The organism is Dermabacter jinjuensis (assembly GCF_902381725.1).
Taxonomy (GTDB): domain Bacteria; phylum Actinomycetota; class Actinomycetes; order Actinomycetales; family Dermabacteraceae; genus Dermabacter; species Dermabacter hominis.
In genome coordinates this window covers 2,225,907-2,250,929 of sequence record NZ_LR698963.1, presented here as the reverse complement: position 1 = coordinate 2,250,929, position 25,023 = coordinate 2,225,907, and the positions used below count along the sequence as shown (strand labels likewise).

29 protein-coding genes, 3 tRNA genes, 1 pseudogene and 1 riboswitch are annotated in these 25,023 nt (G+C 62.8%); of the genes and pseudogenes, 21 read left to right on the top strand and 12 right to left on the bottom strand.

Features of this window, described 5'->3' with window-relative positions; genetic code table 11:
- Positions 1-59 precede the first annotated feature (59 nt).
- From clpS to rdgB, 6 genes are all read left to right on the top strand, one after another.
- Complete coding sequence (gene clpS / locus FXY94_RS10120; RefSeq protein WP_016664955.1) at positions 60-341, top strand: ATP-dependent Clp protease adapter ClpS; 282 nt, start codon at positions 60-62, stop codon at positions 339-341.
- The gene (locus FXY94_RS10115) at positions 341-994 is read left to right on the top strand and encodes a DUF2017 family protein (RefSeq protein ID WP_016664954.1); all 654 of its coding nucleotides are present in this window, start codon (positions 341-343) and stop codon (positions 992-994) included. Before clpS ends, FXY94_RS10115 begins: the two co-directional genes overlap by 1 nt.
- 72 nt (positions 995-1,066) lie before the next feature.
- Positions 1,067-1,888, top strand: a complete 822-nt coding sequence (gene murI, locus FXY94_RS10110) for a glutamate racemase (RefSeq protein WP_016664953.1) — start codon at positions 1,067-1,069, stop codon at positions 1,886-1,888.
- The gene (locus tag FXY94_RS10105) at positions 1,885-2,667 is read left to right on the top strand and encodes an MBL fold metallo-hydrolase (protein WP_016664952.1); all 783 of its coding nucleotides are present in this window, start codon (positions 1,885-1,887) and stop codon (positions 2,665-2,667) included. Before murI ends, FXY94_RS10105 begins: the two co-directional genes overlap by 4 nt.
- A 31-nt stretch (positions 2,668-2,698) precedes the next feature.
- The gene (gene rph, locus FXY94_RS10100; RefSeq protein WP_016664951.1) at positions 2,699-3,442 is read left to right on the top strand and encodes a ribonuclease PH; all 744 of its coding nucleotides are present in this window, start codon (positions 2,699-2,701) and stop codon (positions 3,440-3,442) included.
- The gene (gene rdgB / locus FXY94_RS10095; protein WP_016664950.1) at positions 3,439-4,068 is read left to right on the top strand and encodes an RdgB/HAM1 family non-canonical purine NTP pyrophosphatase; all 630 of its coding nucleotides are present in this window, start codon (positions 3,439-3,441) and stop codon (positions 4,066-4,068) included. Before rph ends, rdgB begins: the two co-directional genes overlap by 4 nt.
- A 44-nt stretch (positions 4,069-4,112) precedes the next feature.
- Here the strand turns inward: rdgB and FXY94_RS10090 are convergent, their stop codons facing one another.
- The 3 genes from FXY94_RS10090 to FXY94_RS10080 form a co-directional block, all read right to left on the bottom strand.
- Positions 4,113-4,649 carry a DUF4916 domain-containing protein gene (locus tag FXY94_RS10090; RefSeq protein WP_016664949.1) on the bottom strand — a complete coding sequence of 179 codons (537 nt, stop codon included), beginning with the start codon at positions 4,647-4,649 and terminating at the stop codon, positions 4,113-4,115.
- A complete protein-coding gene (locus FXY94_RS10085) occupies positions 4,646-5,374 on the bottom strand; it encodes a histidine phosphatase family protein (RefSeq protein WP_016664948.1) in 729 nt (242 codons plus the stop codon). The genes FXY94_RS10090 and FXY94_RS10085 overlap by 4 nt, the downstream gene beginning before the upstream one ends.
- A 43-nt stretch (positions 5,375-5,417) precedes the next feature.
- Positions 5,418-5,499 (bottom strand) — tRNA-Leu (locus tag FXY94_RS10080).
- A 105-nt stretch (positions 5,500-5,604) separates the two neighbouring features.
- On the opposite strand from FXY94_RS10080, the gene FXY94_RS10075 reads away from it, so the two are divergent.
- From FXY94_RS10075 to FXY94_RS10060, 4 genes are read left to right on the top strand one after another with little or no spacing between them, the layout of a single operon-like run.
- A complete protein-coding gene (locus FXY94_RS10075; RefSeq protein ID WP_016664947.1) occupies positions 5,605-5,919 on the top strand; it encodes a hypothetical protein in 315 nt (104 codons plus the stop codon).
- Positions 5,916-6,239 (top strand): GroES family chaperonin, encoded by a 324-nt coding sequence (locus tag FXY94_RS10070; RefSeq protein WP_016664946.1) that lies wholly within the window; start codon positions 5,916-5,918, stop codon positions 6,237-6,239. Before FXY94_RS10075 ends, FXY94_RS10070 begins: the two co-directional genes overlap by 4 nt.
- A 33-nt stretch (positions 6,240-6,272) precedes the next feature.
- Positions 6,273-7,025 (top strand): SDR family oxidoreductase, encoded by a 753-nt coding sequence (locus FXY94_RS10065; protein ID WP_016664945.1) that lies wholly within the window; start codon positions 6,273-6,275, stop codon positions 7,023-7,025.
- Between the two features lie 44 nt (positions 7,026-7,069).
- On the top strand, positions 7,070-8,788 hold the full coding sequence (locus FXY94_RS10060) for a cation:proton antiporter (RefSeq protein WP_016664944.1): 1,719 nt from the start codon (positions 7,070-7,072) through the stop codon (positions 8,786-8,788).
- A gap of 27 nt (positions 8,789-8,815) precedes the next feature.
- Here FXY94_RS10060 and FXY94_RS10055 read toward each other — a convergent pair.
- From FXY94_RS10055 to FXY94_RS10035, 6 genes and pseudogenes are all read right to left on the bottom strand, one after another.
- Positions 8,816-9,389 (bottom strand): annotated as a pseudogene (locus tag FXY94_RS10055) (response regulator).
- Positions 9,390-9,418: 29 nt separating this feature from the next.
- Positions 9,419-10,117, bottom strand: coding sequence for a sensor histidine kinase (locus tag FXY94_RS10050; RefSeq protein ID WP_016664942.1), 699 nt, complete (start codon positions 10,115-10,117; stop codon positions 9,419-9,421).
- Positions 10,114-10,479 carry a hypothetical protein gene (locus FXY94_RS10870; protein WP_172620181.1) on the bottom strand — a complete coding sequence of 122 codons (366 nt, stop codon included), beginning with the start codon at positions 10,477-10,479 and terminating at the stop codon, positions 10,114-10,116. The genes FXY94_RS10050 and FXY94_RS10870 overlap by 4 nt, the downstream gene beginning before the upstream one ends.
- 29 nt (positions 10,480-10,508) lie before the next feature.
- Positions 10,509-11,255: an ABC transporter permease gene (locus FXY94_RS10045; RefSeq protein ID WP_016664940.1), complete on the bottom strand. Its 747-nt coding sequence runs from the start codon at positions 11,253-11,255 to the stop codon at positions 10,509-10,511.
- Positions 11,255-12,154: an ABC transporter ATP-binding protein gene (locus FXY94_RS10040; RefSeq protein ID WP_016664939.1), complete on the bottom strand. Its 900-nt coding sequence runs from the start codon at positions 12,152-12,154 to the stop codon at positions 11,255-11,257. The genes FXY94_RS10045 and FXY94_RS10040 overlap by 1 nt, the downstream gene beginning before the upstream one ends.
- A gap of 93 nt (positions 12,155-12,247) precedes the next feature.
- On the bottom strand, positions 12,248-13,144 hold the full coding sequence (locus FXY94_RS10035; protein ID WP_016664938.1) for an NAD-dependent epimerase/dehydratase family protein: 897 nt from the start codon (positions 13,142-13,144) through the stop codon (positions 12,248-12,250).
- Between the two features lie 135 nt (positions 13,145-13,279).
- Between FXY94_RS10035 and FXY94_RS10030 the strand changes: the two genes are divergently transcribed.
- Positions 13,280-13,353 (top strand) — tRNA-Lys (locus FXY94_RS10030).
- On the opposite strand, the gene FXY94_RS10025 is transcribed toward FXY94_RS10030, so the two are convergent.
- The gene (locus tag FXY94_RS10025; RefSeq protein WP_016664937.1) at positions 13,319-13,648 is read right to left on the bottom strand and encodes a helix-turn-helix domain-containing protein; all 330 of its coding nucleotides are present in this window, start codon (positions 13,646-13,648) and stop codon (positions 13,319-13,321) included. The two genes, FXY94_RS10030 and FXY94_RS10025, sit on opposite strands and share 35 nt — an antisense overlap.
- Positions 13,649-14,412: 764 nt before the next feature.
- On the opposite strand from FXY94_RS10025, the gene FXY94_RS10020 reads away from it, so the two are divergent.
- The 3 genes from FXY94_RS10020 (at position 14,413) to FXY94_RS10010 (ending at position 17,666) form a co-directional block, all read left to right on the top strand.
- Positions 14,413-14,655: a hypothetical protein gene (locus FXY94_RS10020; protein WP_144246000.1), complete on the top strand. Its 243-nt coding sequence runs from the start codon at positions 14,413-14,415 to the stop codon at positions 14,653-14,655.
- 1,983 nt (positions 14,656-16,638) lie between these two features.
- Positions 16,639-16,893 carry a transposase gene (locus tag FXY94_RS11140; RefSeq protein ID WP_197736232.1) on the top strand — a complete coding sequence of 85 codons (255 nt, stop codon included), beginning with the start codon at positions 16,639-16,641 and terminating at the stop codon, positions 16,891-16,893.
- Between the two features lie 599 nt (positions 16,894-17,492).
- A complete protein-coding gene (locus FXY94_RS10010) occupies positions 17,493-17,666 on the top strand; it encodes a helix-turn-helix domain-containing protein (protein ID WP_232049706.1) in 174 nt (57 codons plus the stop codon).
- 341 nt (positions 17,667-18,007) lie between these two features.
- On the opposite strand, the gene FXY94_RS10005 is transcribed toward FXY94_RS10010, so the two are convergent.
- The gene (locus FXY94_RS10005; protein ID WP_034373726.1) at positions 18,008-18,295 is read right to left on the bottom strand and encodes a hypothetical protein; all 288 of its coding nucleotides are present in this window, start codon (positions 18,293-18,295) and stop codon (positions 18,008-18,010) included.
- A 549-nt stretch (positions 18,296-18,844) separates the two neighbouring features.
- Positions 18,845-18,988: riboswitch (FMN riboswitch) on the top strand.
- 98 nt (positions 18,989-19,086) lie between these two features.
- Between FXY94_RS10005 and ribD the strand changes: the two genes are divergently transcribed.
- The 7 genes from ribD (at position 19,087) to FXY94_RS09975 (ending at position 23,746) form a co-directional block, all read left to right on the top strand.
- Entirely contained in the window at positions 19,087-20,211 is a 1,125-nt protein-coding gene (gene ribD / locus FXY94_RS10000) for a bifunctional diaminohydroxyphosphoribosylaminopyrimidine deaminase/5-amino-6-(5-phosphoribosylamino)uracil reductase RibD (protein WP_051120719.1), read from the top strand.
- Between the two features lie 3 nt (positions 20,212-20,214).
- A complete protein-coding gene (locus FXY94_RS09995) occupies positions 20,215-20,865 on the top strand; it encodes a riboflavin synthase (protein ID WP_016664929.1) in 651 nt (216 codons plus the stop codon).
- Entirely contained in the window at positions 20,862-21,497 is a 636-nt protein-coding gene (gene ribB / locus FXY94_RS10865; protein ID WP_016664928.1) for a 3,4-dihydroxy-2-butanone-4-phosphate synthase, read from the top strand. The genes FXY94_RS09995 and ribB overlap by 4 nt, the downstream gene beginning before the upstream one ends.
- On the top strand, positions 21,494-22,117 hold the full coding sequence (locus tag FXY94_RS10860) for a GTP cyclohydrolase II (protein WP_016664927.1): 624 nt from the start codon (positions 21,494-21,496) through the stop codon (positions 22,115-22,117). The genes ribB and FXY94_RS10860 overlap by 4 nt, the downstream gene beginning before the upstream one ends.
- 25 nt (positions 22,118-22,142) lie before the next feature.
- The gene (gene ribH / locus FXY94_RS09985) at positions 22,143-22,625 is read left to right on the top strand and encodes a 6,7-dimethyl-8-ribityllumazine synthase (RefSeq protein ID WP_016664926.1); all 483 of its coding nucleotides are present in this window, start codon (positions 22,143-22,145) and stop codon (positions 22,623-22,625) included.
- A gap of 89 nt (positions 22,626-22,714) precedes the next feature.
- A tRNA-His gene (locus tag FXY94_RS09980) sits at positions 22,715-22,787 on the top strand.
- Between the two features lie 74 nt (positions 22,788-22,861).
- Positions 22,862-23,746, top strand: a complete 885-nt coding sequence (locus FXY94_RS09975; protein ID WP_016664925.1) for a DNA-methyltransferase — start codon at positions 22,862-22,864, stop codon at positions 23,744-23,746.
- On the opposite strand, the gene FXY94_RS09970 is transcribed toward FXY94_RS09975, so the two are convergent.
- The gene (locus tag FXY94_RS09970) at positions 23,724-25,004 is read right to left on the bottom strand and encodes an AGE family epimerase/isomerase (RefSeq protein WP_016664924.1); all 1,281 of its coding nucleotides are present in this window, start codon (positions 25,002-25,004) and stop codon (positions 23,724-23,726) included. The genes FXY94_RS09975 and FXY94_RS09970 overlap by 23 nt on opposite strands.
- Between the last annotated feature and the right edge of the window lie 19 nt (positions 25,005-25,023).

Below are 25,023 nucleotides of genomic sequence, written 5' to 3'. Positions count from 1 at the left end.
AGTCTTAGTGTTCATACCCGTAGTGGAGCCCGAAGTTGAGAGGCGAGGGAGGAAACGCCGTGCGCGAAGACCGCCAGAGCGAGTCCCTGGCAAGCGTCGGAACTGAAACCGACCGAAAGTGGAACACCGTTGTGCTAAACGACGCCGTGAACGAGCAAACGTACGTGACCTACGTGTTTCGCACTCACTTCGGGTACGCCCGCTCCAAGGCCCACGCGCTCATGATGCAGGTCCATACGCAGGGGCGTGCGATCGTGTCGTGCGACGGGCGAGAGACCGCTGAATCTCACGTGGGTGCGATGCACGAATTCGGCCTCCTCGCGATCCTCGAGGAGGCGTAGTGGCGCATTCGTTCATCGCGCGGGCCGACGGTCGACTGATGTGCAGGCTCGAAGCGGAAGAGCGCGCCGTACTCGCGCAAGTAGCGGGCGAAATTACCGACCTCATTCGCGCCGATCTTGAAATCGGCGAGAGTGATGAGACCGGGCAACGCCCGAGCGAGGTGATGTCAGAGGACCCGCTCGCGAGGCTCGAGGCTGAAACTTCGCGCGCGCGGACGGAGGCCCCGCGCGACAGCGCAACTCAACGGCTTTTTCCGCCCGCGAGCGAGAACGATGAAGAGGCGGGCGAGTACCGGCGCCTCACGCAAGGCAACCTCGCCGATGCCCATATCGCGAACTTGAGCGTGCTTCGCGCGAGCCTGGAAGTTGCCGGCGACATCGGGGGCGAAGGGCCGCACGATGAGATCGTGATCGAGCGCTCCGATGCGGTCTCATGGCTCAAGGCGCTCAATGTTATTCGCCTCGTTCTCGCGGACCGCATGGGGATCGAGAACGACGGTGACTTCGAAGCGCTCCAGCTTTTGTGTTCGAACGACCTCGAACAGGTTGAGGCCGAGCCGGGAGTTGCCGGTTTGGAGTTCCTCGCGACACTGTATGAGTTCGCCTCGTGGCTCCAGGCGACGTTGATCGGGGCCCTGAACGCTCGCTCCTAGATGCCTGTGAGATCCCTTGCACGGGTGGGCCGAAGCACTCTCGGTCAGCGCGCAGATCGATAGATTGAAAGCGTGAACGATTCACCCATCGGGATTTTTGATAGCGGGATCGGCGGGCTCACTGTCGCACGCGCGATCATCGATCAGTTGCCGAATGAAGAGCTTTTCTACATCGGCGACACGGCCCACACGCCCTATGGCGACAAACCGCTCGCGAAGGTGCGGGAATACGCTCTCGGGGTCATGGACGAACTCGTCGAGCACGACGTCAAGATGCTCGTGATCGCATGCAATACGGCAACCGCGGCGGTTCTCGCCGACGCGCGCGAGCGCTACAGCGTTCCCGTTCTCGAAGTCATCAAACCGGCCGTGCGCCGCGCCGTGTCCGTGACCCACAACAAGCGGATCGGCGTGATCGGTACGCGCGCGACCGTGAAGTCGGGGGCCTACCAGGATGCCTTTTCAGCGGCGCTTGACGTCCATGTGGAGGCCGCAGCCTGCCCCCGCTTCGTCGAGTTCCTCGAGAGCGGGACCGATTCGGGCGAGGAGGTCCTCGCTGCCGCGGAGGAGTACCTCGCGCCCCTCAAAGCAGCGGGCGTGGACACGCTCGTGCTTGGCTGCACGCACTATCCGCTGCTCGCCGGCGTCATCAGCTACGTGATGGGGCCGGACGTCACGCTCGTGTCGTCCTCGGAAGAAACCGCAATCGACGTGTACCGCACACTTCAGGGTGAAAACCTCATGCGCACGGCGGCCACCGCGCCGAGCCACATCTTCGCTGAGACGGCGCCGCGCGTGGGCCGCACGAGCAACTTCGCGCGCCTCTCGCAGCGCTTCCTCGGCCCCGCGATTACCCACACGACCTCCATCCCCGCCCGTGAGGAGAATGCATGAGCATCGAATTGACAGTGGTGGGCTGCTCCGGCAGCTATGAGGGTCCGGGCGAGCCGGCCTCGTGCTACCTCGTGACCGTGCCCGGTAAACGCGGTAAGCCGTTTCGCATCCTCATCGATTGCGGCAATGGTGCCCTCTCTAACCTTCACAAGGTCATCGACCCGTCTCACATCGACATCATTCTCATCTCGCACCTGCATGCGGATCACTTCCTCGACCTCGCGGGACTCGAGGTCTACCTCGCCTATCACCCGCTCGTCAACTGTCCGACGGTCCGCGTTTTCGCGCCCGAAGGCATCGACGAACGTTTGAGCGCCGCGACCGGCAATCCCGACCCCATCCCGCCCGGCGCAATCCGCGCCCCCTACGAGTTCATTGCGCTATCGGAGGGGGACAGTATCGAAGCGGGGCGTGCGATCATCACGGCAGTGCCCGTGGAGCACCCCGTTCCCGCATTCGGCTTCCGTATCGCCGTGGGCGACACCGTACTCGCTTACACGGGCGATACCGACGTGTGTGAGGGCGCCTCGGCTCTCGCAAGTGGCGTTGACCTTCTCTTGTGCGAGGCCGGGTACGTTGAGGGGCGCGACGACCACTTCCAGGGCATCCACTTGACGGGCAAGCGTGCGGGAATTCTGGCGCGCGAAGCCGGGGTGAAGAAGCTTGTGCTGACCCACATCCCGCCGTGGACCGATCGCAAAGTCCCGCTCGAAGAGGCGAGGGCCGAGTTCGACGGTCCTCTCGAACTCGCCGAGTCACTTCGCACCTACACGCTTTAATTCCCAGCTCGCGACCAACGAGGAGAAAGCCATGACCGAGCAGATCACCCGAGTCGACGGACGCACCGTCGATCAGCTCCGCGACGTGAGGATCACGCGCGGTTGGCTTGACCACGCCGAAGGCAGCTGCCTGATCGAATTTGGACGCACGCGCGTGCTATGCGCGGCGAGCTTCACGGAGGGTGTGCCGCGCTGGAAGAAGGGCAGCGGCACGGGCTGGGTTACGGCGGAATACGCCATGCTTCCGCGCGCGACCGGGAGCCGCTCGGATCGCGAGAGCGTCAAGGGCAAGATCGGTGGGCGCACCCACGAAATCTCGCGACTCATCGGCCGCTCGCTTCGAAGCGTCGTCGATATGAAGGCGCTTGGCGAGAACACGATCCAGCTCGATTGCGATGTTCTGCAAGCCGACGGTGGAACGCGCACCGCAGCAATCACGGGCGCGTATGTCGCCCTCGTCGACGCGATCACGTGGGGCAAACGCCATGCCTCGATCCCGGTGCTCGCCGATGTCCTGCGCGACTCCGTGTCGGCGGTGAGCGTCGGCATCATCGACGGCATCCCGATGCTTGACCTCGAGTACCGCGAGGACGTCAAGGCTGAAACCGACATGAACGTCGTCATGACCGGTTCGGGCGAGTTCGTTGAGGTACAGGGAACAGCCGAGGGAGCACCCTTCAGCTACGACGAGCTGAACCAACTCCTTGGCCTTGCTTCCCAGGGCTGTGAACAGTTGATCCAGATGCAGCTCGCGGCCTTTGAGGAACGCCAGTGAGTACCGACGCGAAGATCGTTCTCGCGAGCCACAACGCCAAGAAGCTCAAGGAACTGCGCGAGGTACTCGCGGGGGCGATCGACGGCTTCGACCCGGCTCTTGTCGTCTCCAGTGCCGAATTGGGTCTCACCGACCCGGTTGAGGATGGCGTGAGCTTCGAGGAGAACGCTCTGATCAAGGCACGTTCGGCGGCGCGAGAGAGCGGCCTCATCGCGATCGCCGATGACTCGGGTCTTGCCGTTGATATTCTCGGCGGAAGCCCGGGGATCTTCAGTGCCCGCTGGTCGGGCCGCCACGGCGATGACGCCGCCAACAACGCCCTCCTTCTCGCTCAGCTCGCCGATATCGCGCCGGCCCACCGCGGGGCGCAGTTTGTGTGTGCGGCCGCGGCGGTCATTCCCCATTCCGACGGTGGCAGCGCTCGAGAGGTGGTCGAGCTCGGCACGATGAGAGGGGCCCTCCTTCGTGAGCCGCGCGGTGAGGGAGGTTTTGGCTACGATCCGCTTTTCGTCCCTGAGGGGTACGAGAAGACGTCGGCTGAACTCACTGCCGAGGAGAAAAACGCGATCAGCCACCGCGGCAAGGCGTTTCGCGCGTTGGCCGGGCGACTCGCGAACCTGATCTGATTCCCGCGGGGCGCTTGCGTGCCTGAGACGCTAGGCGTGTGCTGCTAGTTGATGCCCCCGGCTGCAAGGGCGCGGCGCACGAGAATCGCATGCGACTGCTCAAGCTCGTTCATGACGGCTGACTCAAGGATCGTCGCCGCATCGAACCACCCGAGATCCAGTGCATCTTCTTGCGGGGCGCAGTCGCCCTCGACGGGAACGATGTACGCGAGTGAAACCGCGTGCTGGCGCGGGTCCACGAACGGCGACTGGCCCGGGGTGGGGAAGTATTCCGCAACGGTAAAAGGCACCATCGACGTGGGGACCTTCGGAAGCGCCACGGTACCGAGATCCTTCTCGACGTGGCGAATGATGGCCTCGCGAAGGCTCTCGTGCACGAGGACGCGGCCAGAGACGAGGGAGCGAATGATGCGCCCGGAACCGTCGGCGCGAAGAAGCAGACCGATGTCCTTGATCGCCCCGTAGGGGTCGAGTCGAACGGGGACGACATCGATGTAGAGGATCGGGAGCTTACGACGGAGCTCACGGATCTCGTCGTCGTCAAACCAGTTGGATTCGGTTCCCACTGCGGTGCGCGTCATCGTGACTCCTCGGCGGTGTGGCTCGGTGCTTTTTCGGTTGTCGGGCGGTACTCCTCGAGTGCGGAGCGTTCGGCGAGCGGGAGGGTGGCCGGGTCAATGCCGCTTGGCGCGTCCCAGGCGGGATCGAAGCGGGGGAGCGCACCCTCCTCGTGTGCCCATTCGAATGGTTCGCGTAGCGAATAGCCCGCGATCATAGGGACTCGCCAGAGCGTGGGGGAGACCTCGAGGAGCGTGAGCGAGGTGTTAGGGAGCGAGGTGAAGTCGCGCTGTGCGACGGCACTGGCCAGGTATCGAATGAGAGTCCCGTGCGCGACCACGAGAATCCGTCCATCGGGGTGCTGCGCCGATACGTCGCGCACCGCTGCGCATACGCGCTCGAGGACGGCATCGACGCTTTCCCGGTCGGGAAAATCACGCTCTGGATAGGCCGCGTAGGCCTCGGCGCTGGGTTTGCCTTCCGCCCAGCCAAAATCGACTTCGCGGAACCCCTCGTGGACGCCGATCAACGGAAGGCTGTGGTCGGTCGCGATCACTTCGGCGGTGAGGCGGGCACGAATGAGAGGTGAGCTCATGACGCCGTCCCAGGCGAACTCCGGGGTGGAATCGAGAGCGCGATGGGCCTGCTCAACCCCGGTCGCGTTGAGGGGAACATCGCTTGCCCCCTGGAAGATGTGCGCGAGGTTCCAGTCCGTCTGGCCGTGACGGACGAGGCCAATCAGGGTCATCGCTTCCTCCTCAACGCTGGCGCGTTGTCGAGATGAGAGGGAGTACGCACGGGGGGACTTGAACCCCCACGCCCGAGGGCACTGGAACCTAAATCCAGCGCGTCTACCAATTCCGCCACGTGCGCATACCCGCCTAGCCTACCCGGCCAAGGGGTCGCGGTGAAAGTCCAGCCGACGACCGGTAGACTCGAGCGGTACGACCACGCGACCATACATCCCGGGAGGAACTCGTGGGAAAGAAGAAGGAAAGCCTCGAGGAGATGAAGGGCGAGGCCCTGCGCCGCCAGGACAATCTCGCCGCTGACATCGACGAGCTGCTCGACCGCATCAACCCCGTCAACGCCATCCAGCGCTGGAAGAACGAAGCTTCGGATACCGCGAAGTCTTTTTTCGTCGCCGATAGCGGCGCCGTGAAGCCCGCACCGGTCGCGGGCCTCATCGGTGGTGCTCTCGGCCTCCTCGCGATCACCGCTGGCGCGATTGTCCTCGTGACGCGCACGCCGAAGGACGGCGACTACTTCGACCGGGACTACCGTCAGAAGTGAGTGACACACCCGCGCTTCCGCTCCGGATGCTTCACGACCGCCTCCTGGTCGAGCCGGATCCCGAGGGCGAGCGCCGCAGCAAGTCCGGGATTCTGATCCCGGCAACCGTAAGCGTGTCGACTCGCCTGTCATGGGCGAACGTCGTCGCCGCCGGTAGCAACGTGCGCCAGGTGCGCGTAGGCGATCGCGTGCTCTTTGATCCGGGTGACCGTGCCGAGGTCGAACTCGACGCGAAGGTATACGTGCTCCTTCGCGAACGCGACGTACACGCCGTGTACGAAGATGCGCACGAAGGCGACGTTACCGGCCTCTATCTCTGAACCTCTTGCTCCTCCGATTGGAAGGAATCATTCATGACCACCACAAAAACCGCCGTCATCACAGGGTCGTCGCGAGGCGTGGGTGCTGACACCGCGAAGATTCTCGCCGCGGAAGGTTACAACGTCGTCGTCAACTATCGTCAAAAGGCGCCGCGGGCGAACAAGGTCGTGAAAGAAATCGAAGAGGCCGGCGGTCGCGCCGTAGCCGTGGGCGCCGACCTCACGAACGAAGAGGATCTCGACCGCCTCATGCAAACGGCGATCGACGAGTTTGGTTCGCTCGATCTGCTCGTTCTCAACGCCTCGGGCGGTATGGAGAAGGATCTCGGCGACAACTACGCGCTTCGCCTCAACCGCGACGCACAATCGAACGCACTCACCGCTGCGCTCTCGCGCATGAATCCCGGCGGTCGCGTCATCTTCGTGACGAGCCACCAGGCGCACTTCATCAACGAGGTTGACACCATGGACGCGTACGATGCGGTCGCGAAGTCGAAGCGCGCGGGCGAGGATGAGCTGACGTCGCGCATCCCCGAGATGAGCGAAAAAGGCGTGAGCTTCGTTGTCGTTTCGGGCGACATGATCGAGGGAACGGTCACGGCAACCCTCCTCAACCGCATGGAGCCGGGTGCGCTCGAGGCACGTCGCGAGGCAGCCGGGAAGTTGTACTCGGTGCGCGAGTTTGCAGAAGAGATCGCGAAGCTCGCGACGGCCGACCTGCCCACGGGGCACATTGAGCTCGTGGGCGGCGCACAGGACTTCCTCGCGCAGGTGGACGCGAAGTAAGCATTATGACAGTGGGCCCCGCGCGCACGAGGAAAGAGCCATAAATGGAACTCATCGTCCTCGCGCTCGTGGGGCTCACCGTCCTCGTTGCCTCCGCACTTTTCTCGCGCCGCACCGGCATCGCGGCGCCGCTCCTCCTTCTCGTGCTCGGGATCGTCGCGAGCTTCACGCCGTGGATTCCCGACGTTGAACTCACGAACGAGATGGTTCTTCTCGGCGTGCTTCCGCCGATTCTTTTCGCCTCGGGTCGCAACGTGCCCGTGATTGAGCTTCGACGAAATCTCAAGCCGATTGCGTGGCTCAGTATCGTCATGGTCATAGTGCCGGCCGTCCTCGTGGGCGTGATCGTGCACCTGCTTTTTTGCGAGATCTCCCTTCCACTCGCCATCGCACTCGGGGCCGCGGTATCGCCGATCGATGCGGTCGCGGCGACGAGCATCGGCCGGCGCCTCGGCCTTCCCGATCGCCTCATGACTTTGCTCGAGGGGGAGAGCCTTTTCAACGACGCGGCCGCTCTCGTGACGATGCGGATGGCGGTCGCGACCCTCGCGACTGGGTTCTCGCTCGTTGAAGCGAGCCTCGGCTTCCTGTGGGCCGTCGCAGGCGGGCTGGCGATCGGGTATGTGACCGGTCGGGTCATCAATTGGGCTCGTGGCCGCCTCAACGACCCGGTGCTTGTCACCATCGTGACTCTCGCGAGCCCGTGGGCGTCGTATGTTCCCGCGGAGCAGGTGCATGCGTCCGGCGTGATCGCGGTCGTCGTCACCGCGGTAGTGATGTCCCATCTTGCGCCGCGGTCCCTCAACGCGGAGGAACGTGCGATGGTCCGCTCGACCTGGGCAACCACGAGCTACGTGCTCGAGCACGCGGTGTTCCTTCTCATGGGCATGCAAGTGGCGCGGCTCGTGAACGACTCGCGCGTGAGTGGAAGCCTGGGGCGCGTGTGGCTCATGGCGCTCGTTGTGCTCGCCGTGTTGATCGTGCTGCGTGCGTGTGGCGTCGCGGTTGTCGTGTGGATGTCGAATCACCGCGAGGCCCGTGCCCGCGCGCTCGGGCACACGCTCAAGGGCGGCCTCACCGAGAAGGGCGAGCAGCGTGCGCGTAACCGCTTCGGTTCGAACTGGGAATCGGAAAGCTCGCGATGGCTCAATCGCACCCGTGCCGACATTGATTACGCGCTCACCGAGCAGATTTCGCCGAAGGGCGGAATCGTGCTGGCATGGGCGGGGATGCGAGGAGTCGTGACCCTCGCGGCGATCCAAACCCTTCCATATGTTGCGGGAGGTCAGCTCGTCGAGTATCGCGGCGCGGTCATACTTGTCGCCTTCCTCGTGGCCGTGGGGTCGCTGCTGCTCTTCGGGGGGACGCTCCCGTTCGTTATTCGCGCAACGGGTCTTGCGGCACCCGGCATTGATGAGCGGCGGCACGAGGAAAAGATGCTCGTGAGGAGCATGCTGGAGACGGTCAACCGTGAGCTCGGCCCCCTCGCCGAGCAGACGATCGACGGCCAGCCGGTTCCGCCGCACGTCATCACGAAGCTTGAAAGGCGCATGGCGGCGCTCAACAACCGCACGAACACGGAAGCTCTGCGGCTCGAGAGGGATACGCGCGATGTCTACTGGGCGCTCTTCACGCGCTATCTGGATGCGCTCCGGCTCGCTCTCGAGGAGGAGCGTTCGGTGGGCGCTTACTCCCATCACGCGTTTCACGCGGTAGAGGACATGCTCGATAGGTTCGAGGTTAACGCGCGTTCGCGCGTATGAGAGGGGCGCCCGACGCTTGCCTTCTTTCTAGAGCCATCCTCGTTCGTTGGCGCGTTTTGCGGCGGCAGCCCTCGTCGCGGCGCCGGTTTTGTGGATAGCTGAGGATAGGTAATTTCGCACCGTTCCCTCGCTCAGGTGAACTTTTTTCGCGATGCTTGAGATTTTGTCGCCGTCGCGGGCGATGCGCAGGATTTCTTGCTCGCGTTCGGTGAGGGGGTTTGCTCCGTCGAAAAGCGACTCGGTCGCGAGTGCGGGATCGACGACGCGCTGGCCCGCGTGGATTTTCTTCACGGCGTCGGCGAGTTTTTCAGCGGGAGTTTCCTTCACCACGAAACCGCTTGCACCGGCATCGAGGGCGCGGCGAAGGTAGCCGGGCCGGCCAAAGGTCGTCACGATGAGGCAACGCACATCGAGCCCCCCCGCGCACGATCGCTGCGGTTGTCTCAATGCCGTCGAGGCCGGGCATTTCGATGTCCACGAGCGCAACGTCGATGTCGGTTGTGCGCGCAATCGCGAGTGCCTCTTCGCCGTTCGAGGCCTCGGCAACGACGTCGATGTCGTCCTCGAGACTCAGGAGCGCCGCGAGGGCGCCGCGCACCATCGCCTGGTCGTCCGCTATAAGAACCCTGATCACATTCGCACCTGCACTGTCGTCCCGTCTTCGCCGCCCGTGAGTGTGAGCGTTCCGCCCGCGCCTTCGACTCTTTCGCGTAGGCCGCGCAGGCCGTTTCCGCTCGTGCCCGAGAACCCTACGCCATTGTCGGTGATGTCGATGCTGTGAGGGCGAATCGTGATGACCGCTTTTGTGGCGTGCGAGTGGCGCACGATGTTCGTCATTGCCTCGCGCAGGCCCCACGCAAAGAGGGTCCTGTACTGCGGGTCGACGTCGGTGGCGTCGCCGCGTACCGCGAGCTCGATCCCGGCTTCGCGCGCAACGGTTCGCGCCTGCTCGAGCTCGGCGCCAAGCTGACGCACGCGAAGGCCGAGAACCGTGGAGCGCACGTCGGCAATGCCCTCGCGTGAGAGTTGGGTGATGAGGGCGATCTCGCGCTTGGCCGCAGCCGAATCCTTCTCCACGAGGCGCTCGGCGAGCTCGGATTTGAGCGCGATCGCGGTGAGGGTGTGCCCGAGTACGTCGTGAATGTCGCGCGCAACCCTTTCGCGCTCGTCCAAAACAGCCTCCTGTGAGGCGACTCGCGAGTCGTCGAGGGCAGCCTTGGTGAAGAACACCGATCCCGCGCAACCGAGGAACACGCCCGAAGCGATGATGCCGAACGGCAATAGCCAGAACTCTCGGGCGTATACGGGATAGGCGAGAATCGCGATCACGACGCACGCGCCTGCGATGTAACCGGGGCGCGGGGGAGGAGGAAGACAGACACAGGCACGACGAAGACCGCGAGTGAGAAGGCATCCGTGCCGATCAGGAACATTTGCGCGACGCACATCGCGATGAGTAGCGCGATGAACGCGACGCTTTGCCACGTGAGCGATTCGGTGATCCTATCGGGATCGCGAAAGTGCCGAATCATTGATGCCGCGTAAAGCGCGGCAAACGCGAGCGTCAGGAGGATCGAGAGTGCGCCGGCAAGCGTCGGAAGCCCTCCCTGAAAGGCCGTCACCAGCGGAAAGGCGAGGAAAAGGAGCCACACGAGCGACATCGCATACGCGATTGCGCGCCTATGCTCCACGGTGGCTCCCTGGTCCCTGTTCTCGAGCATTACTGCCTTTCGCGAGTCTTCCGGGCAAGCATGAGGGCGAGGACCACGAAGATCACGAGCCACACCGCTACGTTGACGAGGCCGTACCACAGCGGGTCCTCGTAAAAGCCCGGGCCGGTGGAATACATCTTCCCATGGGTGACGGGGTATCGCGCGAGCATTGCATACCCGTAAAGCGGCGTAAACCGGCCGATTTGGAGAAGCGTGCCGCTGAGGGGAACGAAGAGATTCCCGAGGAAGCCGAACAGCACGAGTAGGCCGGTGGAGGCGTTTGCAGCGCCCTCGCTTCGCATGGCGAAGGCAAAAATAAGGCCGTAGAAGCCAAACATCATTGAACCCACGAAGAGAATGAGGAACGAGATAATCCAATCCTCGAGCGGGGCCTCCGCTTTGGTGAGGGCGCCGATCACATACACGATCACGAGCGGGAGGAGAGCGATGATGCTTCCAACTCCCACCTTGACCGCGGCGTAGCGCATGTCGCTCAGCGGCGTGAGCCCGAGCTGCCTGCCCCAACCGCGGATTTTTTCAACGCCAGCCTGCGTGGCGATGCCGGTTGTCGCGCTTGCGGCTCCGTACGCGGCGAGGGCGATCATGATTGTCATCGCGATATTGCCATCGCCGATCTCGATATCGGCAAATTCATTCGTGGTGCCGATAGCGATGTAAATGATGACCGGCAGACCGACGATGAAGAAAAGATTGACGAGATCCCTGAATTGGCGCTTGAGTTCGATCGCAAACATTAGCTGACCTTCCGATCTTGTGTGAGGCGAACAAAGGAGTCTTCGAGGGAGGGGCGTGAAATCTCGAGTGCGCTCACGCCATCCATGGCGAGGAGGAACCGGGCCACGCTGTCGCTTTCGCTGCTGACGGTCGCCACACTCGAACCATTGATCTCAACGCGCTGGCTCGGAAAACGCTCGCGAAGGGCGGCCATGACAGTTTCGGGATGGTTCGCGCACACGCGCACCTCGCGCGCGCCGGTGAGATCGCGAATCTGATCCGTGGGGCCGTCGGCCACGATCGAGCCCTCGGAGATGAAAACGACGCGCCGGGCAAACTGCTCGGCCTCCTCGAGGTAGTGGGTGGCAAAAATGACGGTGCGTCCGACGGTTGCTTCGGCTTGCATGCGATCCCAAAAGCTGCGGCGAGCGGTGACGTCCATCCCGGCCGTTGGCTCATCGAGGATGAGCACTTCGGGGTCAGGCAGGAGAGCAAGCGCGAATTTGAGGCGTTGCTGCTCGCCGCCTGAACACGCCTTGACTTTGCGATCCGCGAGGTCCGTGATGCCCGCGAGCTCAAGAGCACGCCGGCCCATCGTGGGCTTCGGAAAGGTCGAGGCGATGTAATCGACGGTTTCTCCCACCGTGATGTCGGCAATGAGTCCGCCCGTCTGCAAAAGCGCGGAGACTTTGCCGGCCTTGATCGCTTCGTGCGGCGTGGTGCCGCACACCCGGATGTTCCCCGACGAGGGTTGCGAGAGCCCGAGCACCATGTCGAGCGTCGTGGTTTTTCCCGCGCCGTTCGGCCCGAGAAACGCAAGAATCTCGCCGCGCTCGACCGTGAGGTCGATGTCGTTGACGGCAAGCACCGAGGGGAATTGTTTACGGATCCCCGTGATCTCCACTGCTACTTCGTTCATGCCTCAAGTCTTTTTCAGGCACGAATTTCTCGCTATCGGAACCTGTCACGACATTGACGTGACAGGTGTCATGAATCGTCGTGCGTCGGCGGTTTAGATCCGCGACCAGCCGAGACTCGACGGCCCGATCGTGGGTCGCCAGCCCGTTTCGCGCATGAATCGAATCGAGGAGACCCGCAGCGAGCGGCGTTGCACGTCCATTTTTGCGGGGAGTACGGCCTGGGTTGCTGCGGGAAAGAACTTCGCATCCATGCCCGCGCGCGCCTCACGACCGAGGTCCTTCGCCCATCGTGCACGGGTAATGGGCTCGCCGCCCACGTTGTAGAAGCCGGATCGGGCATCGAGGGCCGCGAGGAAGGCTCGGCCCGCGTCGATGTGGTGCACGAGAGTGATGTAGTCGCTCGGCTTGCCGAGGAGAACCGCTTCGCCCTCGCGAGTCTTGCGAAGAGCGTAGGTGGTGCCCGGGTCGCGGCCGTACAGCTGCCCGAGGCGGAGGATGACGGCGCTGCGTCCATTTTCCGCGAAGTCGACCGCCGCGCGCATTTCGCGCACGCGGGGTTTGAAGGCCTGGTTTTTCACGGCGAGAGGGTGATCCTCGCTGATCCATTTGCTCCCGTTATCGGGGTACATGAACATCGAGGATTCTTGGATGAGTTTGCGAACGCCCGCGCGTGCGGCTGCTTTCGCGATTGCTGCGGAAGCCTCGAGGTGGAGACGGTCGTCCTCGCGCCAGGCGAAGGGGCGAAGTGCGCCCATTCCCGTGGGGATCTTCGCGAGGGTGTTGATCACGACGTCGTGGCCGCGAAAGGCGCGCTCGAGGTCGCTTGCGGAGAAGACATCGGCGATGACGCCGTGAGCGCCGCGCCCCTCGACAATGGGAAGGCCGCGCTCGCGACGCGTGACACCCGTGACTTCGTGCCCGGCCGCGACGAGGGCCTCGACAGCCTGCTGCCCAAGGACTCCCGTGGCACCCGTGACTGCGATCCTCACCGCTCAGCTCCTTATGGTTCGGCTACGACTCACCGTCACAGTCTAAGTGGCGGCACTGAATGTGTGCTTCGGCATAAAAAGCCAGGCTCGATTGGCGCAAGCGGCACAGTGCGGCGTAAAGTATTTCTTCGTTAGGCGCCATTAGCTCAGTTGGTTAGAGCAACTGACTCTTAATCAGTGGGTCCGGGGTTCGAGTCCCTGATGGCGCACGACACGGAAGCCCCCGCTCGGAAGAGCGGGGGCTTCTTCATTGTTAACGGCAGTCATCCCATCGAAAATGATAGAGATCGGCACACCGAAGTATTCCGCCACCAGTGCCACCTCAGCCGCCTTCCAAGGTGAGTCGCCGCGCAACTTCATAAACACAGAGTTCTGCCCGATGCCAAGCACATCTGCTAGGTCGGCGTTCCTCATGCCGTGGAGTGCTACCAGTGCGCGAGTGGCCGCAGAAATTCGTTCGTCTACCGTTTGCTTTATGATTCCTACCTGATTCAGTGTCAACATACCCTCAGGGTGGGCGCTAACTGCATCGTTACCAATTTGTATTTAAGATGGTGCGAGATTACTAAAAATAGTAGTCCGTTGTCCTTATGACTACTAGTGCTCGAATTGCAGACATCCTGCTCACACAAAAGGGCTACCCCGGACTTTATGACTGGGCAATGGACCAAAGGCGTTCCGTTCGGCCTGCGACCTGGGACGAAGTCGCATTGTCCTTACGAGCCGCGACTGACGAAAAAATTAACGTTCGCGGCCAAATGCTTCGCCGATGGGGTGAAGCTGCCGAGCAAGCGCGTGAGTCCGACGAGGGCTCGGCGCAGTAGGCGGTAGCGCGATGACTGACCAAGCGAGGTTTCGGGGAATCTTGGGCGGGCTAGCCGAAGACGGCTGGCACGGCGAAGCAGGTCCTGAGTTCGTGGAGCTCATCGGTGAAGTGCTTTCAGCTAAGTCTTCGACGCTCGAATGCAGTGGGGACTGCGTGAGCGAAGCGGTCTTGGTTGTGGCTGGCTGCGGTGGCGGTGATTTAGGGGTTTTCGCGGCGCGGTTGCTGGCGATGGATAACCCTCTCGGTTACGTGATTACGAGTGTCGCGACGAATCTTGATCGGGCTGCGGTTGAGGACGTGATGGGGGTTGGGTCTCGTCAGGTGGGGCCTGGAGTTGAGGCGGTGACACGGTTTTCGGAGCTGTCGCGTGCTGATGACGGCGACGGTTTTGACCATGTGCTGATGCAGGATGCGTGGGCTCGTGGTGTCGCGGGTGGCTCGGTTGCCACGTTTCAGTGGTGCTCATGGGCATCTGGGGGCGTGGGGATGCGGCGCGGAGTTCTTCGGCTTCGGCTTTCGTGGTGCCGGACTTGTTGCCGGCCTCGGCCTCGGCCTGGCGGACCCAGTTCGTCAGGCAGGAGAAGCTGGTGCCGAAGTCCTCGGCGATGTCCTTCAGGTGGGTGCCGTGCTCACGGTTCAGGGCGACACGGACGACGTCATCGCGGCCAGGTTAGTCGGGAAATAGCCTCGGCGGTATGCGCCTCCACAAAGGGCTATCGCCGCCCGACTACACACCTCGTTTGTTCACGAAATCCAAACCGATCTCCGAGAGCAACACGTTTGACCAACTCCCCATGCTTGGTCCTTAGAACTGGCCCGGAGTTCAGAGGAAGCTCACTTGAGATCTTGACCACACTAGAGTCGGCTGCTAGTTTGACTCAGGGGTGACCAACCGGTGCCTTCCGAAAAAGCCACAGGAGTACAGTAATGACGCAGGACTCACTGGACTATTCGGAAACCTACATCGCCTTTGATTCAGGGTGCGGGGAATGTAGCGCCATCTCTCACTCACTGGAGCAGGAAACCAACGGCAAACTCCTCGCACGACCTCTTTCCGACCCAGAGGTCGAACAGATCCGCATCAACCACTTCGGCCCAAACCCGCCACACATCCCCGTGGCGATCACGTTCAATCGTACTACCCCAAAGGTATACTCAGGCCCGCGGCTTGTTGCTCTCATGGCCCGCCGCTTTGGCCCGACTACGTCCCTTCTGTTGGCCCGAATTATCGGAGTTCACCGCAATAATGAACATCTAGCATTTACTACTCCTCATGCGGAGCGACGGTTCTTCAGTAGGCGCGCCGCGCTTCAAAGCGCAGCCGGGCTCGCGGCCGTCGCTACCATTGCAACCATCCATACACGGGTTGGCTCAGGGGTGGCGCATGCCCTCGAGCCGAAGCCGCTAAAGTCCAAGACTAGTGGTCTCGACCAGCCCAGCATCGACGAGCTGATGCAAGAGCTTTCGGAAGATAGCAACACAAGAGCTGCCCTCGCCGCACTTGACCTCGACCTGGCAACGAGTCTCCCGCGGAGCACAGCCATCGCTCAGAAGGGATTACGTGGTAAGGAGGCCACCGAGGCCGGGCAGCGTCCCGATGCGCCCGAAGCAATGCAATCGGAGTTCGCCCGGACAAGCTTCAGCGACGGCTCCCACCGGTCCGTCGCAGCCCTCCAGCTTCCCGACTCTCGGTTCCTCGTTTATACAAAAGAGACCGCCGAAGACGGCTCCACCGGAGTCGGCGTCGAAATATATAGGTATGACCAGGAAAACGACGCTCTCTCCCTTTCAGCCGCAAGTGTCAATGGTCGCGCGGAAAAGCCAATCCCAGCTGCCCAATTAGCTGCCACGTACGATGCTCACACAGCGAGAGCATCAAAGAAAGATCCTTGTGGCGGTTGCGCGAAGACGAACTATCAGGTGAGTGGATCCTGCCAGTCAAAGAACGTCATGCAGTGTCTGGAGCGAGCAGCAGGATGCGCTACATGCGCGGCACCATGCGCCTCATCTCCCACCGGCGCCGGTATCGCCCTCTGCCTAGCGTGCGCCTTCGCTTCATGCGGTCCCGCGTTGCGAGCATGCTGTTCAAAGTTTGGCGCCCCCAATGTCTGCGTTCCGTGCATGCGCCTTCCCTAACACGACGGCCCGAGAGATAGGAACCGCCATGATGAAAGACCGGTTAATCGGTGCGCTATTCGGCATATGCTTGGGCGTATCGAGTTCCATCGCAGTAAGTGATGCCTTCACTCAACAGACGCATGCTATTTGGTCCAGCATTGGGGCACTCGCAGTCCTTGTCGCGACCGGGGGCTTCGTGTTCAAGGCACGCAGTGCACACTCACAGCCGTCGCCGCCACGAGAGGCAGAACGCGGACCGAACCGCAGCACGCGCACTGCGGCAGAGCCCAACCGGGTCGACTCCTAGGGCCTCGGGCGGCTGAAAACGCCCCCGCGGCGGGTGCGCTGCCGATGCGATCACATTCGGCAGCGCACCCATCAACAGGCAGATGTAGCCGACGCACGAGCACCTCCCAACAACGTATGCACCAGGCTCTTCCTCGGCGCAGGAGTTTAAGCGCGATTTGAAAAGCAATCAGGAGGGACTGCTGCGCGGAAAGGTGACATCTGATCTGGCTTGCCCGCAGGGCGGCCTGGAACGATGTGCCCTATGCCCGCTCCCTACCCTCGAGAGTTCCGCGATGACGTCGTACGGGTGGCCCGGTCCCGTGAGGACGGCGTCACGCTCGCGCAGATCGCGAAGGACTTCGGAATCCACGAGATGGCGCTCCATAAATGGATCCGCCAGGCCGATATCGATGACGGCAACCGCCGACCCCGCTCACACGAACACCATGGGTGCGGGTGGCCAAGTGTTCCTTCCTGGCTCACCCGTGCCCATCCCCGGCAACGCCGCCCACGGTGACCAGTTCATTCAAGTCTTGAGGTTGTTCGCTTTCGGATGCATACTGACTATCGTTACGTCATTACCGATAATCGTTACATGTCACGATTGGTTGGCCGCGCCAGTGAAGGCGCACTCATAGCACTGCTCCTAGGCTGCCTCCTGCTCCAGATCCTTCTTCCCGAGCTAACCGAGGCCTTCGGAGGGGCGTACGCGGAGACCGCGCCTCTCACTCTTCCCTACGCGCTTGCGGGAATAGCAGCTCTCTTCTGCCTCGAGTGCGTGCTTGTCATTACTTTTTTCCTCGTGCGGGAACTGCGAGCAAAGCAGCTACTGCCACTGCGAACTCCAGATTTTCTGCTGGGTATAGGTGTCCTTTTCTGTGGAGTATTCGGAATTCCAGCTTTAGTGCTACTTCATCTTCTTGCGGTCGTGCAGGTAGGTGGGCCAGGGATTGTTCTACTTCTGGCAGCGAATGTCATTGTTGGTGTAGCGTCGGTCTGCTTTACTCTCGCCCTGAGGGCCTCCGCACGGTCCTACCTTGCTCTGCAATCTGACATGCAAGGTTTAGTCTGATGACCATCAGAGTAGATTTAGACATTTTGCTAGTCTAGAGGAAAATGACGGTTAAGCAATTGTTGGAGCGTGTAGATATTTCTCCGACAAATCTAAGTGTCCTAAAAAATGGTCATGCTCGGGCCATTAGGTTCTCCACGTTGGCGGCTCTGTGTCAGGCGCTCGAGTGCGAGCCCGGAGACATCTTGCGCTTCGACCCAGAGCCGCCAACGAATTGAACTATCTCTACGCAGCTCCTAGGGCCTTCCGATATGTGGATTGACCCGCGTTGTGCTGTAGTGTCATTTGGTTTTTTTGTTGCAACCGGATGCAAAGTGCCCCAAATGCTATGTGAAACGACCGGTTCTGGTCTCCAGTCGCCTATGCCGCTGTGAGCACTTGCGTTTGAGCATGATTGTTTCCCTGCGCGTTTATTTCCGCGCGCATGCCAAAACTGCCCCTTGGGAACGCGGCGCACATACCCCTACCCGCAGCGCTTGCCCTCGCAAAGGTACGGCAACATGCGGCCTGCATTGAACCCACGTAGGTCGTAGGCCGGATGAATTGACACCCCCAGTGGTTACGAATGCCACCAACGAGCGTCTTGCTCAACGTCGATTCCTTCAGCGAGAAGTCGTGAAGTCAGCTCATCAAACTTGTTATCGAGTTTGGCGGCTGTTGAAGGTGATGGTCGGACGAGACCAGTCTCATCCGCATACGCTTCGCACATCTCTTCGGCCCACTGCGCGAGAGCATTGGCGAGATCGGGAGATATTTGGGAGCGGATGTCTGGATACGGATCGCTGCCGGTCGTGCTGCTAAATATCGGCCAGCTCGTGTAGTCCCAACCAAAGGTGATGCGTTCCATCTTGGTGCATTTTAGCAGCACTGCGGGCAGGCGGAATGGAAGTGATGATTTTCTTGGTCTTTTGAGAGGTCGCAACAGACTCTTCCGCGATTATTGCGGCTGCGCAGCTGCGGCCGCGGCTGAAGAGCTCACCCATAACGTCGTGTTCGGCTGCGGTGTACGGGTTCTGCGCGATGGAGGAGGGCTCAGGGAGCCCTTTTAGCTCGGCAATTCGGTCACCTTCGACCTCGTCATGATCCGTGATGATGAAGGAGCGGAAAACATGGGGGTTCTCCTCGATGTAGGGGAGAGAGCGGCTCCTCGACTCGTCCGGCCCGCGACCGCTTTGTTGACGCCATCGAAGGGGCTTCGGCTCCGCCAGTGCGCGTCGATCCCGCTCGCGAAGGATATGCACACGGCCAATTACACGGAGGAAAACGACTCGGGTGGGAGAACACCTTAATCAGTGGGTCCGGGGTTCGAATCCCTGATGGCGCACGACACGGAAACCCCCCGCTCGAAAGAGTGGGGGTTTTGTCGTTCCCTCCCGCATGCGCGCTAAACTGGTGGCGCATGTTCCGGGAACTCGGTGCAATTCCGAACTGGCGGTGAAAGCCCGCTAACCCGGGCGCGTTTCACTCCGTGGGGCGAGCCTTGGGCCTGACCGGTGGAATTCCGGTGCCGACAGTACAGTCTGGATGGGAGGTTCATGCGGGCGAAGCATGCCGCTTTTACGCGCCGTGCTCTCGCAAGTTTCCCTTCTCCCGGATCATCGATTGAGATGAGCGATGCGGGAGGCGAGGACCATGGGCATGAATCAGCCCCCTCACGACGCCGCGCGCGAAAGCGCCCTGCTTGAGGGGTGTGAGCGCGCGCTTGAACAGGCGCGCCGCGGACCCCTCGGTGCCAATCCGCGCGTTGGCGCAGCGCTCCTAAGTCCCTCCGGGGAGCTCCTTGTCACAGGTTTTCACCGAGGAGCGAGAACCCCGCATGCCGAAGCAGATGCCCTCTTAGCCGCCCGGGAACGTGGCCTCGATGTGCACGGTGCGACCTGCATCGTGACTCTTGAACCGTGCGCCCACGCCGGCCGTACGCCCTCGTGCGCGCGCACTCTCGTCGACGCCGGCATCGGCCGCGTTCTCTACGCCGTTCGCGACCCGCACGACGTCGCCGCGAACGGTAGTGCCATTCTTCGTAGCGCCGGCATCGACACCCGTCTGTGGAGTGACGCGCTGCCGGCTAGCGTCGGAAGGGACCTCACTGCCCGCGCAGCGGAACTGAACCGCCGCTGGTTCCAGGCCACGCGTGAGTCGCGTCCGTTCGTCACCGCAAAGATCGCGCAAACCCTCGATGGATACGTCGCAGCGGCCGATGGCACGAACGCGTGGATTACCGGAGAGGATGCCCGCGCAGAGGGCCACGCGCTCAGGAGCGTCGTGGATGCGATCGCCGTGGGCACGGGAACCGCGCGCGCCGATGACCCTGCACTCACGGCACGCGACGCGCACGGCCGCCTCGGCGCTCGTCAACCGCGCCGCGTGGTGATCGGTGAAAGCCCGCTCGAGCCGCACTCACGGCTCGCGAAAGCCGTACACGGCCCTGAACACGCACGCCCCCTTCTTTATCGCACGCGCGATATTCGCGGCGTGCTCGAAGACCTGCGCGCCGACCACGGAGTTGAGCACCTCCTTATCGAAGGCGGTCCGCGCCTCATATCCGCGGCGCTCAAGCTCGACCTCGTCGACGACCTCTGGATCCATCAGGCTCCGACCATGCTCGGCGCGGGCACGCCCTCCGTCGCGGGCCTCGGTATCGGAACCCTCAAGAACCGGCTCGACTTCGACATCGTTCCCGAATCACTCCATGTGAGCGGTTCAGATCTTCTCTTCCACGCGATCCCGCGTGCGCGGCAGCAAACTCCCACGAAAGGTGAGTGAACAATGTTTACAGGAATTATCAGCGCGAAGGGCACCGTGACGGGGCTTGAGAAAGGGGCGGACGACACGGCGCGCCTCACCCTCGCGGCACCGGCACCTCTGCTCGACGGCCTCGCGCTCGGCGGATCTCTCGCCGTGAACGGCGTGTGCCTGACGGCGATTGAAACGCCCGAAACCCAGGGCGAGGAGGCTCGCTTCACCGCGATCGCCATGGGGGAGACCCTCGCGCGCACGAGCCTCGGCGACCTCGCCGTCGGAAGCCGCGTGAATCTCGAGCGCTGCACCGAGGTCGGCGCCCGCCTCGACGGCCACATCGTGCAGGGGCACGTCGACGGCGTGGGAGCCGTTGCCCGCATTGACGATGAGGGGACGTGGCGCCGCATGCGCATCGAGATCCCCGACAACCTTGAAGAGCAGGTCGCCGAAAAGGGCTCGATCACCCTCGATGGTGTTTCGCTCACCGTCACGGCCGTGAATACGCCGGGGGAGAGCCCCGCGTTCGTCGAGGTGGCCCTCATCCCCGAGACGCTCGAGGCTACGACGCTCGGCGAGGCAACCGTCGGAACCCGAGTGAACGTCGAGACCGACGTAATCGCCAAATACACGGCGCGTCTAGTAGCCGTGCGCGCCGCTCGCAAGGAGTGCACGAAATGAGCTTTGCGATTGACCTGACTCCTATGGACGAGGCGCTCGCCCTGCTGGCGCGCGGAGAGATCCTCGTGGTGCTCGACGACGAGAACCGTGAAAACGAAGGCGATCTCATCATGGCCGCCGAGCTCGCGAGCCCCGAGAAGGTCGGTTTCTTTGTGCGGCACAGTTCCGGGTACCTGTGTGCGCCCATGACCGCTGAGCGCGCCGCTGCCCTTGAGCTTCCGCTCATGGTTCCGAACAGTGAGGATCCGCTGCGCACCGCCTACACGATTAGCTGCGATGCGCGCGCGGTTGAAGCGACGGGTATTTCCGCGGTGGATCGGGCGATCACTGCGCGTACGCTCGCGACCGCAAGCGCGGCAGACCTCATTCGCCCAGGTCACGTCCTTCCCCTCATCGCGAAGGACGGCGGCGTGCGCGAGCGCCCCGGCCACACCGAGGCCGCTGTTGAACTCACGCGGCTTGCGGGCCTGAGGCCCGTGGGGCTCATCGGCGAGGTTGTGTATGACGACGGATCGATGATGCACGCGGAAGCCCTCGCGGCGTTCGCTCGCGAGCACGGGCTGGGCATCATCACGATTGAGCAGCTCACGGCGTATCTTGAGGATCGCGACGCCCGCGAGGCAGCCCAGTGAGCGAGGTGCGCGTTTGCGGCACTGAGCCGATTCAGATGCCAACGCCTCTCGGCACGTTTGAGGTGCGTGCGTGGCGGGGTCGCGATGCGGAACACGTGAGTCTGCTCGCGCGTGGCGCCGCTTGGCCGGGGGAGGGGTCCGACGCTTCCCAGCCTCCTCTCGTGCGCGTGCACTCCGAATGTGCGACGGGCGATATTTTCGGCTCGTACCGGTGCGATTGCGGCGAGCAGCTGGAAAAAGCGCTCGAGACGATCCAGCGCGAAGGCGGGGCCGTGATCTACATGCGCGGCCACGAAGGGCGAGGCATCGGTTTATTCGAGAAGATTCGCGCCTACCACCTTCAGGATCTCGGTGACGACACGGTCGAGGCGAATGTCCACCTAGGCCTGCCCGTCGACGCGCGCCGCTACGACGATGCGGCGGACATTCTTCGCGCCCTGGGCATGGGGCGCGTGCGTCTCATGACGAATAACCCCGAAAAGGACGGCGCGCTTGCGGGCCTCGGCATCGACGTTGCCGAGATCGTGCCGAGCGTCATCGCACCGCGCGTGGCAAATAGGCGCTACCTTGAAACCAAACGCGAGAAGATGGCGCATCGCCTCGCCCCCTCGCACGACTAACCCCACGACATCGAAGGAGAACCCTATGGCTGGATACGGCACCCCCTCCGCGGCGCTTGGCACGCATGATGCCGGCCCGGCGACGATCGGTATCGCGGCGGCGAGCTGGCACGCGGACATCATGGATGGCTTGCTCGACGGTGCCAGGCGCGCGGCCGCCGATGCGGGCTGCACGGTGACGGAAGTTCGTGTGCCCGGCTCGTTCGAGCTCCCGGTTGCCGCGCAAGCGCTTGCGCGCACGTGCGATGTCGTGGTTGCGCTCGGCGTCGTGATTCGCGGCGAGACCCCGCATTTCGAGTACATTTCCGGCGCGACGACGGAGGCTCTCGCACGCGTCGCCCTCGATGAGTCCACCCCCGTGGGCAATGGCGTGCTCACGGTCAATACCCGCGAACAGGCCGTTGACCGTTCGGGTGTGGAAGGCGCGAGCGAGGACGCTGGCTATGCCGCGGCCGAGGCGGCTATCCGCACGTTCCGCGCCCTCGCCCCGCTTTCTGACATGCGGTGAGATTCACATCCCTTTCTCCTGCAAGGATTCGCGAAGTCCCGGGGTGGCCGGGTAAAGTATTTATCCGTTGCGGGAGACCCCGCACAATGGTGGTCGTAGCTCAGTTGGTAGAGCTCCTGGTTGTGGTCCAGGCGGTCGCGGGTTCAAATCCCGTCGATCACCCCGCTAAAGAGCCCCTCGAGCGAGGGGCTCTTTCCTTTAAGCGCGCAAAACCGGCACTCGCGAAATGAGGACACATGAGCGACACAAAGGCCCTCGTGGGAGAGGGCGCTGCCTCGAGCGTTGTGCTCGCCGACAACCTCGAGGTACTCCGCACTCTCCCGGACGAGTCGATCCAGCTCATCTACATCGACCCGCCGTTCAACACGGGCAGGCGCCAACAGCGCCAGTCCCTCCAGACTGTGCGCGCAGTCGACGGCACCGAGGGCTCGCGAGTCGGTTTCAAAGGGCGCAGTTACACGAGCATCAAGGGCGCCCTTTACGGTTACGACGACGCGTTCGAGGACTACTGGGAGTTCCTCGAACCGAGGCTCATCGAGGCACATCGCGTGCTCGCCCAGTCGGGAACGCTCTACCTCCACCTCGACTATCGCGAGGCGCACTATGCGAAGGTTCTCCTCGATGCGCTCTTTGGCCGCGAGTCGTTTCTCAACGAGATCATCTGGGCGTACGACTACGGAGCGCGTACGAAGAAGCGATGGCCCGCGAAGCACGACACGATCCTCGTGTACGTCAAGGATCCAAAAAGCTATTTCTTCAACTCGGAGGACGTCGATCGCGAGCCCTACATGGCGCCTGGCCTCGTCACGAAAGAAAAAGCGGAGCGGGGCAAACTTCCCACCGACGTGTGGTGGCACACGATCGTGTCACCCACGGGGCGCGAAAAGACCGGCTACGCGACCCAAAAGCCCGAGGGGATTCTCAGGCGAATCGTGCAAGCGAGCAGTCGCGAGGGCGACTGGGTGCTCGATTTCTTTGCCGGCTCGGGTACGACCGCTTCGGTCGCGCACAAACTGGGCCGACGGTTCCTTGCGATCGACTCGAACCCGCAAGCCTTCGACGTGATGCAGCGAAGGCTCGCGGGGTCGAACGCGCGGTTTATCGAGAGCGAGCTTCCGTAGCGACGGCGTGAGCGAGAGGCGGCCATGCGGGCAGGCGCGGAATAAGCGTGACCTGGTAGGCGTGGTAGATGTCGGGCTGGCCCTTCCAGGTCGTTTCGCTGATCTCGCCCGTGGCGGTGAGCTCGTGGACCCAGCTGCCGAGCCTGCCGGGAACGATGGTTGTCGTCTTCGCCCACTGCCACCAGGACTCATAGCGTTCTTCCCAGGCAGCATCGCCGCTCGTGCGGAACAGCACAGCGGCCGCACCGATGGCCTCAGCGACGACCCAGTGCATGCGTTCGTGCACGACGGGTGAGCCATCCCAGTCCACCGTGTACGGGAAGCCGCCGTCACCATCGATGCCCCACGTCTCACACGCTTTCTCGGCGAGGGCGAGCGCGCCATCGCGCAAAGCTGAGGCGCGTTCCTGGGCCCGGGTGGCGTCGGAAAACTGCCCCTCGAAACCGGCTGCGGTGTGCAGGGCGAGGCGCGCCCATTCAAACGAATGGCCGATCGTCGCACCATAGGGACGGAACGGGTGGGCGGGCTCCTCCCGGTTGTAGTCGGGGCGGGGCTCCCACGCGGTCGTGAAGTGCTCGGGCAGGAACCAGCCGTTGTCCTTCGCGAATGCGAGCGCGCGCTCGACGATGACCGCGGCGCGCTCGAAAAGCTCGAGGCGGCCGGTCGCTGCCGAGGCTGCGAGAAGCCCCTCGACACTGTGCATATTCGCGTTGATCCCGCGGTAGTCCTCGCAGTTCGAGAAATCGCGCGAGTAGGTGTCGGCAAACATCCCGTGTTCGGATTCGAAAAAGCGTGCATGCGCCTCGAGCGCGGTCTCGAGGAGCTCTTCGGCGCCGGGGATTTGTGCCTCGACGAGACTCGAAGCGGCGAGTACCACGAACGCGTGGGCGTAAGCCTGCTTCGAATCATCGACCGGCTCACCCGTTTCACGGGCGATGATCGAGTAGAAACCGCCGTGTTCGTCATCGTGGAACGCGCCCGAAAGCGCCGAGAGCCCGTGGGCTGCGAGTTCGGCAAAATCGCGAGAGGACTCGGTGCCGCGGATGCTCGCAAGAGCGAAGCAGTGCGTCATGCGGCAATTGATCCACAGTTCAAGGTCGTGATCCGGGTCGAGAGTGCCGTTTGAATCGAGCCACCCGAAGCCATGCTCCGTGCGCGAAGCCGCGCCCCACTCGAGTAGATCCGTCCCCACCTCCTCGAGCCACGCGGCATGCGCGGGGTCGGTCTTCATTGCCTCGAGAAGGAGGGGTGTCGTCATTGTCAAAACTCCTGTGTGG

Excerpts from the sequence above, each read along its gene's own strand:
- FXY94_RS10105 (WP_016664952.1), top strand. The coding sequence starts at position 1,885 with ATGAGCATCGAATTGACAGTGGTGGGCTGCTCCGGCAGCTATGAGGGT.
- rph (WP_016664951.1), top strand. The coding sequence starts at position 2,699 with ATGACCGAGCAGATCACCCGAGTCGACGGACGCACCGTCGATCAGCTC.
- FXY94_RS10090 (WP_016664949.1), bottom strand. The coding sequence starts at position 4,649 with ATGACGCGCACCGCAGTGGGAACCGAATCCAACTGGTTTGACGACGAC.
- FXY94_RS10085 (WP_016664948.1), bottom strand. The coding sequence starts at position 5,374 with ATGACCCTGATTGGCCTCGTCCGTCACGGCCAGACGGACTGGAACCTC.
- FXY94_RS10065 (WP_016664945.1), top strand. The coding sequence starts at position 6,273 with ATGACCACCACAAAAACCGCCGTCATCACAGGGTCGTCGCGAGGCGTG.
- FXY94_RS10060 (WP_016664944.1), top strand. The coding sequence starts at position 7,070 with ATGGAACTCATCGTCCTCGCGCTCGTGGGGCTCACCGTCCTCGTTGCC.
- FXY94_RS10045 (WP_016664940.1), bottom strand. The coding sequence starts at position 11,255 with ATGTTTGCGATCGAACTCAAGCGCCAATTCAGGGATCTCGTCAATCTT.
- FXY94_RS10040 (WP_016664939.1), bottom strand. The coding sequence starts at position 12,154 with ATGAACGAAGTAGCAGTGGAGATCACGGGGATCCGTAAACAATTCCCC.
- FXY94_RS10025 (WP_016664937.1), bottom strand. The coding sequence starts at position 13,648 with ATGTTGACACTGAATCAGGTAGGAATCATAAAGCAAACGGTAGACGAA.
- FXY94_RS11140 (WP_197736232.1), top strand. The coding sequence starts at position 16,639 with ATGCCCGCTCCCTACCCTCGAGAGTTCCGCGATGACGTCGTACGGGTG.
- FXY94_RS10010 (WP_232049706.1), top strand. The coding sequence starts at position 17,493 with ATGACGGTTAAGCAATTGTTGGAGCGTGTAGATATTTCTCCGACAAAT.
- FXY94_RS10005 (WP_034373726.1), bottom strand. The coding sequence starts at position 18,295 with ATGGAACGCATCACCTTTGGTTGGGACTACACGAGCTGGCCGATATTT.
- ribD (WP_051120719.1), top strand. The coding sequence starts at position 19,087 with ATGAATCAGCCCCCTCACGACGCCGCGCGCGAAAGCGCCCTGCTTGAG.
- FXY94_RS09995 (WP_016664929.1), top strand. The coding sequence starts at position 20,215 with ATGTTTACAGGAATTATCAGCGCGAAGGGCACCGTGACGGGGCTTGAG.
- ribB (WP_016664928.1), top strand. The coding sequence starts at position 20,862 with ATGAGCTTTGCGATTGACCTGACTCCTATGGACGAGGCGCTCGCCCTG.
- ribH (WP_016664926.1), top strand. The coding sequence starts at position 22,143 with ATGGCTGGATACGGCACCCCCTCCGCGGCGCTTGGCACGCATGATGCC.
- FXY94_RS09975 (WP_016664925.1), top strand. The coding sequence starts at position 22,862 with ATGAGCGACACAAAGGCCCTCGTGGGAGAGGGCGCTGCCTCGAGCGTT.
- FXY94_RS09970 (WP_016664924.1), bottom strand. The coding sequence starts at position 25,004 with ATGACGACACCCCTCCTTCTCGAGGCAATGAAGACCGACCCCGCGCAT.